This window comes from Microbacterium sp. MMO-35 (genome assembly GCF_037147555.1).
Classification (GTDB): domain Bacteria; phylum Actinomycetota; class Actinomycetes; order Actinomycetales; family Microbacteriaceae; genus Microbacterium.
Map to the genome: position 1 here is coordinate 204,631 of NZ_JBBCVH010000002.1, position 14,050 is coordinate 218,680.

Sequence of the window (14,050 nt, forward strand, 5' to 3'; positions counted from 1 at the left end):
CACCATGGCCGGAAACAACCAGGGCATCATCGACCCGCCGATCGACAACCTGCTCGACCGCGTCGAGTCGAAGTACGAGCTCGTGATCTACGCGTCCAAGCGCGCCCGTCAGATCAACGACTACTACTCCGACCTGCACGAGGGCAACCTCTTCGACAACGTGGGACCGCTGGTCGACTCCTCGGTCGAGGACAAGCCGCTGACGATCGCCCTGCACGAGATCAACGAGGACAAGCTCCGCATCCGCCACGCGGAGTGAGCTGAGCCCGCGCGGTTTCAGACTGGGAGCCGCCGTCATCCCGTCCGTGGATGTCGGCGGCTCCGTCCATACTGAGGTCGGGTCCGGCCCCTCACCCGGGGACCACCCGCCTCGCACACCCGCCCTGCACACCATGGGAGCACCGATGAGCGCGCTGCGTCTGTTCACCTCCGAGTCCGTCACCGAAGGACACCCGGACAAGATCTGCGACCAGATCTCCGACTCGATCCTCGACGGACTGCTCGCGGTGGACACCGGAGCGCGCGTCGCCGTCGAGACGCTCGTCACCACGGGTCTCGTGCACGTCGCGGGGGAGATCCGCACCTCGGGATACGTCGACATCCCGACGATCGTGCGCGACGTGGTGAACGGCATCGGCTACACGTCGAGCGACACGGGCTTCGACGGCTCGTCGTGCGGCGTGAGCGTCTCGGTGGGCGAGCAGTCCGCCGACATCGCGAGCGGCGTGGACCAGGCGCAGGAGCACCGTGAGGGCGGGTCCCGCGATCCGCGCGACCTGCTCGGGGCCGGCGACCAGGGCATCATGTTCGGGTTCGCGACGACCGAGACGCCTCAGCTCATGCCGATGGCCGCGTGGACCGCGCACCGGCTCGCGGAGCGTCTCACCCAGGTGCGCCGCGACGGCACGATGCCGTTCCTGCGCCCCGACGGCAAGACCCAGGTCACCCTCGGCTACGACGGCTTCACGCCGAAGACGGTGGATGCGGTGGTGCTGTCGACCCAGCACAACCCCGAGGTCTCGCAGGAGGAGCTCAAGGCGCTCGTCCGCGAGCACGTGATCGATCCGGTGCTCGCCACGACCGGGCTCGACCTCGACGGCGTCACGCACTACATCAACCCGGCGGGACCGTTCGTCACGGGCGGCCCGAAGGGCGATGCCGGACTCACCGGCCGCAAGATCATCATCGACACCTACGGCGGCGCGTCCCGCCACGGCGGTGGGGCCTTCAGCGGGAAGGACCCGTCCAAGGTCGACCGCTCGGGTGCGTACGCCATGCGCTGGGTCGCGAAGAACGCCGTCGCGGCAGGACTCGCGGAGCGCCTGGAGGTGCAGGTCGCGTACGCGATCGGCGTCGCGCAGCCCGTCGGCCTGTACGTCGAGACGTTCGGCACGGGCAAGGTCGACGACGAGACGATCACCCGCGCGATCCGCTCGGTGTTCGACCTGCGCCCGCAGGCCATCATCGAGGAGCTCGACCTGCTGCGTCCGATCTACGCCGCCACGGCCGCGTACGGGCACTTCGGCCGCGAGCTGCCGGACTTCACCTGGGAGCAGACCACCCGCGCCGAGGATCTGCGCCGCGCCGCCGGTCTCTGATCGATCCCGTCCTCCCGCAGAGCCCGCCCGTGCCCCGGCCGATCGCCCGCGTCCTGCTGGACTCGCCGGTCCCGCAGCTCGACCGGCTGTTCGACTACGCCATCCCGGACGAGCTCCTCGCGGACGCCCTGCCCGGGGTCCGCGTGCGGGTGCCGCTGCGCTCCGCAGGCCGGGTCATCGACGCCTATCTGGTCGAACTCGCCACGGAGGACGACGACGCCCGAGCCCTCGCCGAGCTCGACGCGGTGGTGTCACGCGCCAGGGTGCTGCCGGAGCGGCTGCATGCCCTCGCCCGCCGGGTCGCGGATCGTGCGGCCGGCGGCGCCTCGGACGTGCTCCGGCTGATCGTGCCCAAGCGTCAGGTCCGGGTCGAGAAGGCGTGGCTCGCCGCCGGCGGGGAGGAGCAGGGGGGACGCGATGAGGATCCGGGCGCCGCGGAAGCCGGATCCGACGACGCGGCCGACGCACAGGACGCGCAGGGGAGCGCACTCGGAGCGGCCGACGAGGTGATCGCGCAGTACTCCGGGCTCGCCGAGGCGCTCGCGGATTCCGCGCGGCTCGCGGTTGAGGCGATCCCGCAGCCGGGCTCCGACGGCTTGCCCGAGTGGACCCGACTGCTCGCCGCCGCCGCCGCGCGCACGCTGGCCGGCGGTGCCTCCGCGATCCTCGTCGTACCCGACTATCGCGACCTCGATCAGCTCCTCGCCGCGCTCGAGGTGCTGGCGCCCGGCGCTCCGGTCGCACGGCTGGACTCCCGTCAGGCCAATCCTGACCGCTACCGGGCCTATCTGCGCACGCTCGAGGACACTCCCTGCATCGTCGTGGGCAACCGCTCCGCCGCCTACGCGCCCGTCCGGGCGGGGCTCGTGGCGCTCTGGGACGACGGTGACAGCCTGCTCGCCGAGCCGCTCGCGCCCGGGGTCCACGCCCGCGATGTCGCGCTGCTCCGGCAGGAGCAGGAGGGCTCCGCTCTGCTGTTCGCCGGTCACACCCGCACCACGGATGTGGAGCGCCTGGTAGAGACGGGCTGGATCCGCTCGATCACGGCCGCCCGACGGCGGCTTCCGCGCGTGGTGCTGGATTCCCCCGAGGATCTGGACCGGCGCGGGCAGCGCTTGCCGTCCCGGGCCTTCCTCACCGCGCGGGAGGCCGCCGCGACGGGGCCCGTGCTGCTGCAGGTCGCCCGGCCCGGGTTCTCGCCGACGCTCGTGTGCGCCTCGTGCCGCGCGCCCGCGCGCTGCCGAGCCTGCGGAGGGCCGCTCGGCGCCGCGCACCGCGGGGCGACCCCGGTGTGCGGCTGGTGCGGACGTGCAGCACGCCTCTGGGCCTGCGGATCGTGCGGAGGCGACACCGTACGTCTCGCCGCCTCCGGGAGCGAGCGCACCGCCGAGGAGCTCGGACGGGCGTTCCCCGGCATCCGGGTGATCGTGGCGGACGGCAGCCATCCGGTCGAGCGCGTCGATGCGAAACCGGCTCTGGTCGTCGCCACGCGCGGGGCCGAGCCGCGCGCCGACGGGGGATACCGCGCGGTGGTGCTGCTCGACGGATCCCGCATGCTGCAGGCGCCGGAGTTGCGCATCGGCGAGTCCTGCCTGCGCTGGTGGTCCAACGCGGCCGCTCTCGCCGCGCCCGGCGCGCCGATCCACCTCGTCGGCGTCGACGGCGCAGTCGCGCGCGCCCTCGCCACATGGACCCAGCCCGCCTACGCGCGCGCCGAGCTCGCCGAGCGCGCGCCGCTGCGCATGCCGCCCTCGGTGCGCGTCGCTCAGATCGAGGGCACCGGCGCGGGCGTCCGGCGCGCCCTCGACGACCTCGCAGCGCTGCAACTCCCGCCGGACGCGGTGCTCGGCCCCGTGCCCATCGATGGCGACGAGGACGGCAGGGAGCGCGCGCTCGTGCGCTTCCCCTACGCGGAGGGCGCTCGTGTGGCCGCCGCGCTCCGGGCCGCCGTGGTCGCGGAGGCGATGGGGCGACGGCGGGGGCGCGGCAGAACCGCACGGACTACGCTCTCGGTGAGGCTCGACGTCACCGAACCCGACCTCTGATCCACCCGGACGACCCGGTCGTCCCGCACATCCGAAGCACCTTCGAAGGACCCCCATGCGTCTCGTCTTCGCCGGAACCCCGGCGGCCGCCGTGCCCACCCTCCGTCGCCTCGCGGCCGAGCACGAGATCGTCGCGGTGGTGACCCGCCCCGATGCGCCCCTGGGACGCAAACGGATCCTCACGCCGTCGCCGGTCGCCCAGGAGGCGGACGCGCTCGGGATCCCGGTGATCAGGGCCGCCCGACTGGACGAGGAGGCGACCGGGAGGATCGCCGCGCTGCGGCCTGAGCTCGGCGTCATCGTCGCCTACGGCGGACTCGTGCGCGAGCCGCTGCTGAGCGCACCGGAGCACGGCTGGATCAACCTGCACTTCTCCCTCCTCCCGGCGTGGCGGGGGGCAGCGCCCGTCCAGCGGGCGCTCATCGCCGGCGACTCCGAGCTGGGGGCGACCGTGTTCCAGCTCGTGCCGGCGCTGGACGCCGGCGACGTGCACGCGATGCGGGTCTACCCGGTCGCCGACGATGCCACGGCGGACGACGCGCTCGCTTCGCTCGCCGCCGACGGCGCCGCGCTCATGGCCGACGCCGTCGCGGCCATCGCCGACGGCACCGCCCGCCCGACGGCCCAGCAGGGCGAGCCCACGCACGCTGCGAAGCTCACCCTCGAGGACGGCCTGCTGGACTGGGCCGCGTCGGCGGACGCGGTGTACGCGCGCTACCGCGGCGTCACCAACGAGCCGGGGGCGCACACCACGTTCGAGGGCACGCCACTCAAGGTGCGCGAGCTCGCGAGGACGGGCGAGACGGATCCACTGGCCCCGGGCGAGCTGCGCGGCGTCCGCGACGGGGTGCTCGTCGGCACGGGCACCCAGCCGCTGCTGCTCACGCGCGTGCAGCCCGCGGGCAAGGCCGCGATGGCCGCCGCCGACTGGTTCCGGGGACTGCGCACCGCCGAGGGCGCCGCGGTGCGACTCGGCGCCGGCGATGCACAGGGCGTGCAGCGGTGAGTGCGCAGGGGCGGCAGGACCGCCGGGGACCGCAGCGGCGGGACGGCGGCAGCGGGCATCGCCCGTCGCCGCGGGACGCCCGCGTCCGAGAGGTGCAGCCTGCGCGCCGCGTCGCCTACGACGTGATCCGCGCCGTCAGCACGTCCGACGCGTACGCCAACCTGCTCTTGCCCGGGGCGATCCGGGAGGCCGGGTTGAGCGGTGCGGATGCGGCTCTCGCCACCGAGCTCGCGTACGGGACGCTGCGCCGGATCGGCACCTACGACGCGATCATCGCCCAGGCCGCGGGCCGGGCCACCGCCAGCATCGACCCGCCCGTCCTCGACGCGCTCCGGCTCGGCGTGCATCAGATCCTGGCCACGCGCGTGGCGGCGCACGCCGCCGTCAACGAGTCGGTCAATCTCGTCGCGCGGGAGGCGGGTCGCGGCGCGTCGGGCTTCGCGAACGCCGTGCTCCGCGCCGTCGCCGCACGCACGGAGGACGAATGGCTCGACGTCGTCACGGCCGCCGCGCGCTCCGACGACGAGCGCCTGGGGCTGCGCTTCGCCCACCCGGTGTGGATCATCCGCGCCCTGCGCCGCGCCCTCGCCGCCGAGGGACGCGAGGACGAGCTCGAGGCGCTCCTCGCGGCCGACAACGCCGCACCCGAGGTCACCCTGGTCGCCCTGCCCGGGCTGGCGGAGCCGCAGGAGCCGAAGCGGCCTTATGCGCCGACCGCGTTCGGCTCCGCGGGCGGAGACCCGGGCGCCGTCGTGTCCGCGAACAAAGGCCGGGTGCGCGTCCAGGACGAGGGCTCCCAGCTCGTGGCGCTCGCGCTCGTCGGCGCCCGTCCCGTCGCCCCGGGGGAGCGCTGGCTCGACCTCTGCGCCGGTCCCGGAGGCAAGACCGCGCTGCTCGCCGCGGAGGCGCTGCGGACGGGGGCGACGCTGGATGCGAACGAGGTCGTGCCGGCGCGGGCGGGCCTGGTCCGCAAGGCGGTCGCCCCGGTGCCGCTGCACGTCGACGTCGCGGAGGAGGACGGCAGGATCCTCGCCGCCGACCGCCCCGGCGCCTATGACCGCATCCTGCTCGATGCGCCCTGCACGGGGCTCGGGGCGCTCCGCCGACGTCCGGAGGCGCGCTGGCGCAAGACCGCCGCCGACGTCCCCGAGCTCGCGGCGCTGCAGGAGGAGCTGCTGGCCAGCGCTCTCGGCGCCCTGAGGCCCGGGGGAGTGCTCGCCTACGTGACCTGCTCGCCGCATCTCGCCGAGACCGCGGCGGTCGTGCGGACCGTGCTGCGCGACCGCGACGACATCGAAGAGCTCGACGCCCGCGAGGTCGTCCGGTCGGTCTCGGAGGCTCCGATCGACCTGCCGGCCCCCGCGAGCGGGGCAGGGCACGCGCAGCTCTGGCCGCACCGGCACGGGACCGATGCGATGTTCCTCTCGCTCCTGCGCAAGCGGGCCTAGCCGGCCGACACGAACGCCGTACGTCGGCCCGGGGCCGGGTCGGCACCGGGATAATGGGCGCATGCCCGCCTCTTCCGCCGCCCTGCCCCCCGCTCCGCGGATCAACCCGTCGATCCTCGCCGCCGACTTCGTCAACATGCAGGCCGAGCTCGCCCGCATCGCGACGGCCGACTTCGCACATGTCGACGTCATGGACAACCATTTCGTGCCGAACCTCACTTTCGGTCCGCAGATGGTGGAGCGCATCCAGGCGACGAGTCCGATCCCGCTCGACGTGCACCTCATGATCACGGACCCGGAGCGATGGGCGCCGGGGTATGCCGAGCTGGGTGCCGCGAGCGTCACCTTCCACCTGGAGGCCGCGACCGACCCCGTCGGACTGGCGCGCAGGTTGCGCGACATCGGGGCGAGGGCGGGTGTCGCGGTCAAGCCGGGCACGGCCGCGGAGCCGCTCTACGACATCCTCGACGAGTTCGACCAGATCCTGGTGATGACCGTGGAGCCGGGCTTCGGCGGCCAGGGGTTCATGCCGGAGACGATGCCCAAGCTGCGCGCCCTCGCGGACGAGGCGAAGCGCCGGGGTTCCGACGTGTGGCTGCAGGTGGACGGGGGGATCTCGGACGCGACGATCGCCCAGGCCGCATCCGCCGGTGCCGACACCTTCGTGGCCGGATCCGCCGTCTACGGCGCCCACGACGTCGAGGCTGCCGTCACGCGGCTCCGGGGCCTCGCGCGAGCCGGTAGCCTGGGAGGGTGAAGACCTTCGACGAACTGTTCGCCGAGCTGAGCCGCAAGGCGGCCGAGCGCCCGGAGGGATCCGGGACGGTGCGCGAGCTCGACGCCGGAGTGCACACGATCGGCAAGAAGATCGTGGAGGAGGCGGCCGAGGTCTGGATGGCCGCCGAGTACGAGAGCGACGAGGCCGCGGCCGAGGAGATCTCCCAGCTGCTGTACCACCTGCAGGTGCTCATGCTGGCCAAGGGACTGACCCTGGAGAACGTCTACCGACATCTGTGAAGCGCCCCGACCAGGATCGCTTCGAACGAAAGACCCTTCCATGCTGCGCATTGCCGTCCCGAACAAGGGATCGCTGTCCGAGACCGCCGCCGAGATGCTCGCCGAAGCCGGATACGCCGGCCGCCGCGACACCAAGACCCTGCACGTGATCGACGCCGACAACGACGTCGAGTTCTTCTTCCTCCGTCCCCGTGACATCGCCACCTACGTCGCCTCCGGCGCGCTGGACGTCGGCATCACCGGCCGCGACCTGCTGCGCGACGTGCGCCGCCCGGACGCCCGGGAGATCGAGCAGCTCGGCTTCGCGCGGTCGACCTTCCGCTTCGCCGCGCCTCCCGGCCGGTTCTCGACCCTCGAGGACCTGAACGGGGTGCGCGTCGCATCGGCCTATCCCGGCCTCGTCGACGACTACCTGCGCGAGCACGGCGTCACCGCGGAACTCGTCCCGCTCGACGGCGCGGTGGAGTCCGCGGTGCGCCTGGGGGTCGCCGACGCGATCGCAGACGTCGTGGAGACCGGCACCACGCTGCGCCAGGCCGGGCTGGAGATCTTCGGTCCGGTGATCATCGAGTCCGAGGCGGTGCTCATCAGTCGTCCCGGCGATGCCGAGGGCACCGAGAAGCTGCTGCGGCGCCTGCGGGGCGTCATGGTCGCGCACCGCTTCGTCCTGCTCGACTACGACCTGCCCGCCGATCTCGTCGAAGAGGCTGCGGCGATCGCCCCCGGCCGCGAATCGCCGACCGTGTCGCCGCTGCGCGATCCCGCCTGGGTCGCCGTGCGCGTCATGATCCCGCGTCGGGGCATGAACCAGGTGATGGATCAGCTCTACGCCCTCGGCGCACGGGCGATCCTGGTCACCGCGATCCACGCCGCGAGGCTCTGATGTCGCTCACCGCGCGCGTCATCCCGTGTCTCGACGTGGCCGCGGGCCGCGTCGTCAAGGGCGTGAACTTCGAGAACCTGCGGGACATGGGGGATCCGGTCGAGCTCGCACGGCACTACGCCGCGCAGGGCGCCGATGAGATCACCTTCCTCGATGTGACCGCCACCGTCGACGAGCGCGCCACGACCTACGACGTGGTGCGCCGCACCGCCGAGGAGGTGTTCGTGCCGCTCACCGTCGGCGGCGGCGTGCGCTCGGTCGACGACGTCGCACGACTGCAGGGGGTGGGCGCCGACAAGGTCGGGGTGAACTCCGCAGCGATCGCGCGGCCCGACCTCATCGGCGAGATCGCCGACCGCTTCGGCGCCCAGGTGCTCGTGCTCTCGCTCGACATCAAGCGCAGCCCGCGCACGGCGTCCGGCTTCGCCGTGACGACGCACGGCGGACGCACGGAGACGTCGCTGGACGCCCTGGACTGGGCCCGCGAGGCCATCGAGCGCGGCGCGGGGGAGCTGCTGGTCAACTCCATCGACGCCGACGGCACCAAGGACGGTTTCGACCTGGAGCTTGTCGCCCTCATGAGGGAGATCTCCAGCGTGCCGGTGATCGCGTCGGGCGGCGCCGGCACGGCGGAGGACTTCGCCCCGGCGATCGCGGCCGGGGCCGACGCCGTGCTCGCCGCGAGCGTGTTCCACTCCGGTCAGCTGACCGTGGGGGACGTCAAGGCCGCCCTGGGCGCGGCGGGGGTGCTGGTGCGATGAGCGAGGACACCATCGAGGTCGAGCTGGCCCGGGTCAGCTGGAACGATCAGGGACTCGTCCCGGTGATCGTCCAGCAGTGGGACACGCTCGAGGTGCTCATGATGGCCTGGGCCGACGAGGAGGCGCTCCGGCGCACCCTCACCACGGGACGGGCCACCTACTGGTCGCGCTCCCGTCAGGAGTACTGGCGCAAGGGAGACACCTCGGGTCACGTGCAGCACGTGCACGGCGCTCGACTGGACTGCGACGGCGACACCGTGCTGCTGTTCGTGGACCAGATCGGCGTCGCCTGCCACACCGGCACCCGCACCTGCTTCGACGGGCGGGACCTGAGCGCCGTCGTCTCCGAGGACGGCGAGGCGAGCCGCTGATGCTCACCCGGCGCGCGAAGTCCACGAGCCTGCTGCTGATCCTGGTCGCAGGAGCGCTCGGCGTGCTGTCGTCGACCCAGACCTGGCTGATCGTCGCGCGCGCCGACGGCGGGGAGGCGCTCGACGTCGCCGGAAACGCCGCGCTCCCGGTGCTCGCGCCGCTCAGCCTCACCGCTCTCGCACTCGGAGCCGCCCTCGCCCTCGTCGGCCCGGTGATGCGCCGGATCATCGCGGGGATCGCCGTCGTGGTCGGCGGCCTGCTGCTGGTGCTCACCGCACGGGTGCTCCTGCTGCAGCCGCTCGATGCGGTCGGCCCCGCGCTCACCAAGGTCACGGGGCTGGCGGGCGACGCCGCACTGAAGGGCCTCGTCGACGGCATCACGGTGACGGCCTGGCCCTGGGTCGCGCTCGCGAGCTGGCTCCTGCTGCTGGCCGGAGGGGCGCTCGCCCTGTTCACCGCCGGACGGTGGCGCAGCGGCGGACGCCGCTACCGCACGACGCCGATTTCGCACGAGGGGCCGGTGGATGCGGTGGAGAGCTGGGACGAGCTCAGCCGGGGCACCGACCCCACCCGCTGACGCGGACCTCCCTCGGCTCCGGGCGCCGTCCGCGGCGAGAAGCCCGATCCCGATAGACTTCAACCACACCACCCGACGCTCGGAGGAGAACATGAGCAACCCCATCGCAGATCCCGGCCACGGACACTCGCCTGCGGCTTGGACCGCCGTGGTGATCATGCTGCTCGGTTTCACCGTGGGCACCACCGCCTTCTTCCTCGACATCCCGGTCGTGGTCTGGGTGGGCGTCGCGCTGATCGTGATCGGAGCGATCTCCGGCTGGGTGCTCTCCAAGGCCGGCTACGGCGCGAAGGGCCCGAAGTACCAGCCGAAGGCGCACTAATGGTGCTCGCCGACCTCACGGCCGGCGCAGTCGAGGACGCCGCCCGTCGCGAGCGGGAGCGCCCCTTCGCGATCGTGGAGCGTGCCGCCCTCGATCGCGCCCCCGCGCTGGACGTGCGCGCCGCGCTGGCCCCCGCCGACCGGGTGAAGATCATCGCCGAGGTGAAGCGGGCGAGCCCGTCCCGCGGGGCCCTGGCCGAGATCCCGGATCCGGCGCTGCAGGCGTCCCTGTACCAGCAGGGCGGGGCCTCCGCGATCAGCGTCCTCACCGAGGAGCGCCGCTTCGGCGGAAGCCTCGGCGATCTCGAGGCCGTGACCGCCGCCGTGCAGATCCCCGTGCTCCGCAAAGACTTCATCGCCACGCCGTATCAGGTGTTCGAGGCCCGCGCCGCCGGGGCATCCCTTGCGCTGCTGATCGTCGCGGGCCTGGAGCGCGTGAACCTGGAGCGCCTGTACGCCCTCATCCTCGAGCTGGGGATGACGCCGCTGGTCGAGACGCACTCGGCCGAGGAGCTCGAGGTCGCGATCGACCTGGGGGCCCACCTCATCGGCGTCAACGCCCGTGACCTCACCACGCTGGAGCTCGACCGCGACCTGTTCGGACGTCTCGTGGACCGGATCCCCTCGTCGTCCGTGAAGATCGCGGAGTCCGCGGTGCTGACCCCCGCCGACGTCGCGCACTACGGCGCCGCCGGCGCCGATGCGGTGCTGATCGGCGAGGCCCTCGTCACCGGCGACCCCGTCGCCACCCTGCATTCCTTCCTGGAGGCCGGATCATGACAAGCACGGAGCGGGCAGCGACCCAGAGCCTGCGCGATCAGCCGGGGCCGTTCTTCGGCGACTTCGGCGGACGGTTCATGCCCGAATCGCTCATCGCGGCGATCGATGAGCTCACCGTCGCGTACCACGAGGCGATCGAGGATCCGGAGTTCCGATCCGAGCTCGCGACCCTCCTGCACTCCTATGCCGGCCGTCCGTCGCCGATCACCGAGGTGCCCCGGTTCGCCGAGCACGCCGGCGGCGCGCGGATCTTCCTCAAGCGCGAGGATCTCAACCACACCGGCTCGCACAAGATCAACAACGTGCTCGGCCAGGCGCTGCTGACCAAGCGTCTGGGCAAGACGCGCGTCATCGCGGAGACCGGGGCGGGCCAGCACGGCGTCGCCACGGCGACCGCTGCCGCGCTGTTCGGCCTGGAGTGCACGATCTACATGGGCGAGGTCGACACCGAGCGCCAGGCGCTCAACGTCGCCCGCATGCGCCTCCTCGGCGCAGAGGTGGTGCCCGTCACCACCGGCTCGCGCACTCTCAAGGACGCGATCAACGACGCGTATCGCGACTGGGTCGCCACCGTCGAGACCACCAACTACATCTTCGGCACGGCGGCGGGCCCGCATCCGTTCCCGGCGATGGTGCGCGACTTCCAGAAGATCATCGGCGAAGAGGCGCGTCAGCAGCTGCTCGACGAGGCGGGGCGGCTGCCCGACGCGGTGCTGGCCTGCGTCGGAGGCGGATCCAACGCGATCGGCATGTTCGACGCGTTCCTGGACGACGAGGCCGTGCGCCTCTACGGCGTGGAGGCGGCCGGAGACGGCGTCGACACCCCGAAGCACGCCGCTTCGATCGAGCGCGGCCGACCGGGCGTGCTGCACGGCGCCCGCACCTACGTCCTGCAGGACGAGGACGGGCAGACGATCGAGTCGCACTCGATCTCGGCCGGCCTGGACTACCCGGGCGTCGGTCCCGAGCACTCCTGGCTCAGTGCGATCGGGCGCGCCGAGTACATCCCGGCGACCGACGACGAGGCGATGCAGGCACTGCGCCTGCTCAGCCGCACCGAGGGCATCATCCCGGCGATCGAGTCGGCGCACGCCCTCGCGGGCGCGATCCGGATCGGCAAGGACCTCGGACCCGATGCGATCCTCGCGGTCTGCCTCTCCGGACGGGGCGACAAGGACATGGACACCGCGGCGCGGTACTTCGGACTGTACGACGAGGGCGCCGCCGAGAACGGAGCCGGCGCATGAGCCGCGTCGAAGAGGCCATCCGTCGCGCGCACGACGCCGAACGGGGCGCCTTCATCGGCTACCTCCCGGTCGGCTACCCGGACCTGCAGACCAGCATCGACGCCGCGATCGCGCTCGCGCGCAACGGCGTCGACATCATCGAGCTGGGCCCGCCCTACAGCGACCCCGTCATGGACGGCGCGATCATCCAGGAGGCCACGCAGGCGGCGCTCGCGAACGGCTTCCGGATGCGCGATCTGTTCACCGCGGTCAAGGCGATCACGGACGCCGTCGAGGCGCCCGTCGTCGTCATGACGTACTGGAACCCGGTGCTGCAGTACGGCGTAGACCGCTACGCCGACGATCTCCTCGCCGCGGGCGGGGCCGGGCTCATCACGCCGGACATCACGCCCGAGGCCGCACCCGAGTGGATCGCCGCGAGCGAGCGCACCGGGCTGGACCGCGTCTTCCTGGCCGCGCCGACCTCGACCGACGAGCGGCTCGACCTGGTCGCGTCGAGCTCGACCGGCTTCGTGTACACGGTGTCGACCATGGGGATCACCGGTGAGCGAGCCGAACTGGACAAGGCGGCCCGCACCCTCGTCGGGCGGCTCCGCGCGCACGGGGCCGGACGCGCCTGCGTCGGCATCGGCATCTCCACGGCCGACCAGATCGCCGGGGTGCTGGAGTACGCCGACGGCGCGATCGTCGGCACCGCCCTCGTGCGCGCCCTCCGTGACGGGGGAGTGGAACGCCTCGCCGAGGTGACCCGCGAGCTCGCCACGGGCACGCCGCGCGCACGGTGACGGCGCCCTGACGTCGTAGACTCGTGATCATGCCCTTCGCGCTCCAGAACGCCCTCATCGGCGTGCACGCCAGCATCCCGAGCCCGCCGGTCAGCTACTTCACGCTGAACGTCTTCGGGTGGACGCTGCAGATCCACTTCTACGCGCTGTGCATCATCGCCGGCATCATCGTGGCGACGCTGATGACGAACCACCGCCTCACGAAGCGCGGGGCGGAGCGCTGGGTCGTCGTCGACATCTGCATCATCGCGGTGCCGCTGGCGATCATCGGCGCGCGCATCTTCCACGTGCTGACCCACCCCGGCTTCTACTTCGGCCCGGGCAAGAACACCTGGAACCCGTTCGAGCCCGGCTCGGTCTGGGCCATCTGGGAGGGCGGCATCGCGATCTTCGGCGCACTGATCGGCGGTGCGATCGGCGCATGGCTCGGCTGCAAGTGGACCGGGGTGCGCTTCTCGGCCTTCGCCGACGCGCTGGCGCCCGGCCTCATCCTGGCCCAGGCGTTCGGCCGGTTCGGCAACTACTTCAACCACGAGCTCTTCGGTCTGCCCACCGACCTTCCGTGGGGCCTGGAGATCGAGTCCACGAACTCGGCCTTCCCGGCGGGACTCGCCCCGGGAACCCTGTTCCACCCCACGTTCCTGTACGAGGTCATCTGGAACACGCTCGGCTGCCTGTTCCTGCTGTGGCTGGGCCGCAGGCTGCGTCTGCAGTGGGGCAAGCTGTTCGCCGTCTACCTCATCTGGTACGGCGCCGGACGCATGGTCTGGGAGTCGATCCGCATCGACCCGAGCGAGATCTACTTCGGCCTCCGCACGAACGTCTGGGCCGCGCTGTTCGGCGTGGTGCTGGGCATCGTGATCCTCTTCGTCCAGACGCGTCGTCACCCGGGCCTCGAGCCCTCCGCCTACCAGCCCGGTCGGGAGCCGAGCGACGCTGCTGTAGAATCGCACAACCCCGATGATTTCGTCGACCTGAGTGAGCCTCAGTCCGACGACGATCGCGTGGAGGCGGACGCCACGAGCGCCGCTTCCCGCCCCTGAGAACGGCGCCGACAGGAGCCTCGCTGCGGTGGACGCACGTCCACCGCGAACCACGCACTGAACGAGCGGGCCGATGATGTCCCCGGGTTCATCTGAAATCTGAGGACGGTGACTGGTGTACTTCCAGCCTCCCTACGGCGCTTCCGGCGCTTACCCCCCGAAGCAGG

At 72.3% G+C, this 14,050-nt stretch carries 16 protein-coding genes; all 16 read left to right on the forward strand.

The window, feature by feature from the left end; genetic code table 11:
* Positions 1 to 4 precede the first annotated feature (4 nt).
* The 16 genes from rpoZ (at position 5) to lgt (ending at position 13,883) form a co-directional block, all read left to right on the forward strand.
* Positions 5 to 259, forward strand: coding sequence for a DNA-directed RNA polymerase subunit omega (gene rpoZ / locus WFJ01_RS04265; protein WP_251439735.1), 255 nt, complete (start codon positions 5 to 7; stop codon positions 257 to 259).
* 145 nt (positions 260 to 404) lie between these two features.
* Complete coding sequence (metK, locus tag WFJ01_RS04270; protein WP_336628313.1) at positions 405 to 1,598, forward strand: methionine adenosyltransferase; 1,194 nt, start codon at positions 405 to 407, stop codon at positions 1,596 to 1,598.
* A gap of 29 nt (positions 1,599 to 1,627) precedes the next feature.
* Entirely contained in the window at positions 1,628 to 3,643 is a 2,016-nt protein-coding gene (locus WFJ01_RS04275) for a primosomal protein N' (protein ID WP_336628314.1), read from the forward strand.
* A 55-nt stretch (positions 3,644 to 3,698) separates the two neighbouring features.
* On the forward strand, positions 3,699 to 4,649 hold the full coding sequence (gene fmt, locus WFJ01_RS04280) for a methionyl-tRNA formyltransferase (protein ID WP_336628315.1): 951 nt from the start codon (positions 3,699 to 3,701) through the stop codon (positions 4,647 to 4,649).
* Positions 4,650 to 4,741: 92 nt separating this feature from the next.
* Positions 4,742 to 6,097: an RsmB/NOP family class I SAM-dependent RNA methyltransferase gene (locus tag WFJ01_RS04285; protein ID WP_336628316.1), complete on the forward strand. Its 1,356-nt coding sequence runs from the start codon at positions 4,742 to 4,744 to the stop codon at positions 6,095 to 6,097.
* Positions 6,098 to 6,158: 61 nt separating this feature from the next.
* Entirely contained in the window at positions 6,159 to 6,854 is a 696-nt protein-coding gene (gene rpe / locus WFJ01_RS04290; protein ID WP_251439743.1) for a ribulose-phosphate 3-epimerase, read from the forward strand.
* Positions 6,851 to 7,114 (forward strand): phosphoribosyl-ATP diphosphatase, encoded by a 264-nt coding sequence (locus WFJ01_RS04295; RefSeq protein WP_045252002.1) that lies wholly within the window; start codon positions 6,851 to 6,853, stop codon positions 7,112 to 7,114. Before rpe ends, WFJ01_RS04295 begins: the two co-directional genes overlap by 4 nt.
* A gap of 40 nt (positions 7,115 to 7,154) precedes the next feature.
* Entirely contained in the window at positions 7,155 to 7,997 is an 843-nt protein-coding gene (gene hisG / locus WFJ01_RS04300; protein WP_251439744.1) for an ATP phosphoribosyltransferase, read from the forward strand.
* Complete coding sequence (hisF, locus tag WFJ01_RS04305) at positions 7,997 to 8,758, forward strand: imidazole glycerol phosphate synthase subunit HisF (protein WP_336628317.1); 762 nt, start codon at positions 7,997 to 7,999, stop codon at positions 8,756 to 8,758. Before hisG ends, hisF begins: the two co-directional genes overlap by 1 nt.
* Complete coding sequence (gene hisI / locus WFJ01_RS04310; protein WP_251439746.1) at positions 8,755 to 9,129, forward strand: phosphoribosyl-AMP cyclohydrolase; 375 nt, start codon at positions 8,755 to 8,757, stop codon at positions 9,127 to 9,129. The genes hisF and hisI overlap by 4 nt, the downstream gene beginning before the upstream one ends.
* Positions 9,129 to 9,707 (forward strand): Trp biosynthesis-associated membrane protein, encoded by a 579-nt coding sequence (locus tag WFJ01_RS04315; RefSeq protein ID WP_336628318.1) that lies wholly within the window; start codon positions 9,129 to 9,131, stop codon positions 9,705 to 9,707. The genes hisI and WFJ01_RS04315 overlap by 1 nt, the downstream gene beginning before the upstream one ends.
* A 91-nt stretch (positions 9,708 to 9,798) precedes the next feature.
* Positions 9,799 to 10,029: a DUF6704 family protein gene (locus tag WFJ01_RS04320; RefSeq protein ID WP_251439750.1), complete on the forward strand. Its 231-nt coding sequence runs from the start codon at positions 9,799 to 9,801 to the stop codon at positions 10,027 to 10,029.
* A gap of 2 nt (positions 10,030 to 10,031) precedes the next feature.
* Positions 10,032 to 10,808: an indole-3-glycerol phosphate synthase TrpC gene (trpC, locus tag WFJ01_RS04325; RefSeq protein ID WP_336628605.1), complete on the forward strand. Its 777-nt coding sequence runs from the start codon at positions 10,032 to 10,034 to the stop codon at positions 10,806 to 10,808.
* Positions 10,805 to 12,055, forward strand: a complete 1,251-nt coding sequence (trpB, locus tag WFJ01_RS04330; protein ID WP_336628319.1) for a tryptophan synthase subunit beta — start codon at positions 10,805 to 10,807, stop codon at positions 12,053 to 12,055. Before trpC ends, trpB begins: the two co-directional genes overlap by 4 nt.
* Positions 12,052 to 12,840, forward strand: coding sequence for a tryptophan synthase subunit alpha (gene trpA, locus WFJ01_RS04335; protein WP_336628320.1), 789 nt, complete (start codon positions 12,052 to 12,054; stop codon positions 12,838 to 12,840). Before trpB ends, trpA begins: the two co-directional genes overlap by 4 nt.
* 29 nt (positions 12,841 to 12,869) lie before the next feature.
* The gene (gene lgt, locus WFJ01_RS04340; protein WP_336628321.1) at positions 12,870 to 13,883 is read left to right on the forward strand and encodes a prolipoprotein diacylglyceryl transferase; all 1,014 of its coding nucleotides are present in this window, start codon (positions 12,870 to 12,872) and stop codon (positions 13,881 to 13,883) included.
* The last annotated feature ends 167 nt before the right edge of the window (positions 13,884 to 14,050 follow it).

Excerpts from the sequence above, each read along its gene's own strand:
- WFJ01_RS04320 (WP_251439750.1), top strand. The coding sequence starts at position 9,799 with ATGAGCAACCCCATCGCAGATCCCGGCCACGGACACTCGCCTGCGGCT.
- rpoZ (WP_251439735.1), top strand. The coding sequence starts at position 5 with ATGGCCGGAAACAACCAGGGCATCATCGACCCGCCGATCGACAACCTG.
- rpe (WP_251439743.1), top strand. The coding sequence starts at position 6,159 with ATGCCCGCCTCTTCCGCCGCCCTGCCCCCCGCTCCGCGGATCAACCCG.
- trpB (WP_336628319.1), top strand. The coding sequence starts at position 10,805 with ATGACAAGCACGGAGCGGGCAGCGACCCAGAGCCTGCGCGATCAGCCG.
- fmt (WP_336628315.1), top strand. The coding sequence starts at position 3,699 with ATGCGTCTCGTCTTCGCCGGAACCCCGGCGGCCGCCGTGCCCACCCTC.
- hisF (WP_336628317.1), top strand. The coding sequence starts at position 7,997 with ATGTCGCTCACCGCGCGCGTCATCCCGTGTCTCGACGTGGCCGCGGGC.
- trpA (WP_336628320.1), top strand. The coding sequence starts at position 12,052 with ATGAGCCGCGTCGAAGAGGCCATCCGTCGCGCGCACGACGCCGAACGG.
- metK (WP_336628313.1), top strand. The coding sequence starts at position 405 with ATGAGCGCGCTGCGTCTGTTCACCTCCGAGTCCGTCACCGAAGGACAC.
- hisG (WP_251439744.1), top strand. The coding sequence starts at position 7,155 with ATGCTGCGCATTGCCGTCCCGAACAAGGGATCGCTGTCCGAGACCGCC.
- WFJ01_RS04315 (WP_336628318.1), top strand. The coding sequence starts at position 9,129 with ATGCTCACCCGGCGCGCGAAGTCCACGAGCCTGCTGCTGATCCTGGTC.
- hisI (WP_251439746.1), top strand. The coding sequence starts at position 8,755 with ATGAGCGAGGACACCATCGAGGTCGAGCTGGCCCGGGTCAGCTGGAAC.
- lgt (WP_336628321.1), top strand. The coding sequence starts at position 12,870 with ATGCCCTTCGCGCTCCAGAACGCCCTCATCGGCGTGCACGCCAGCATC.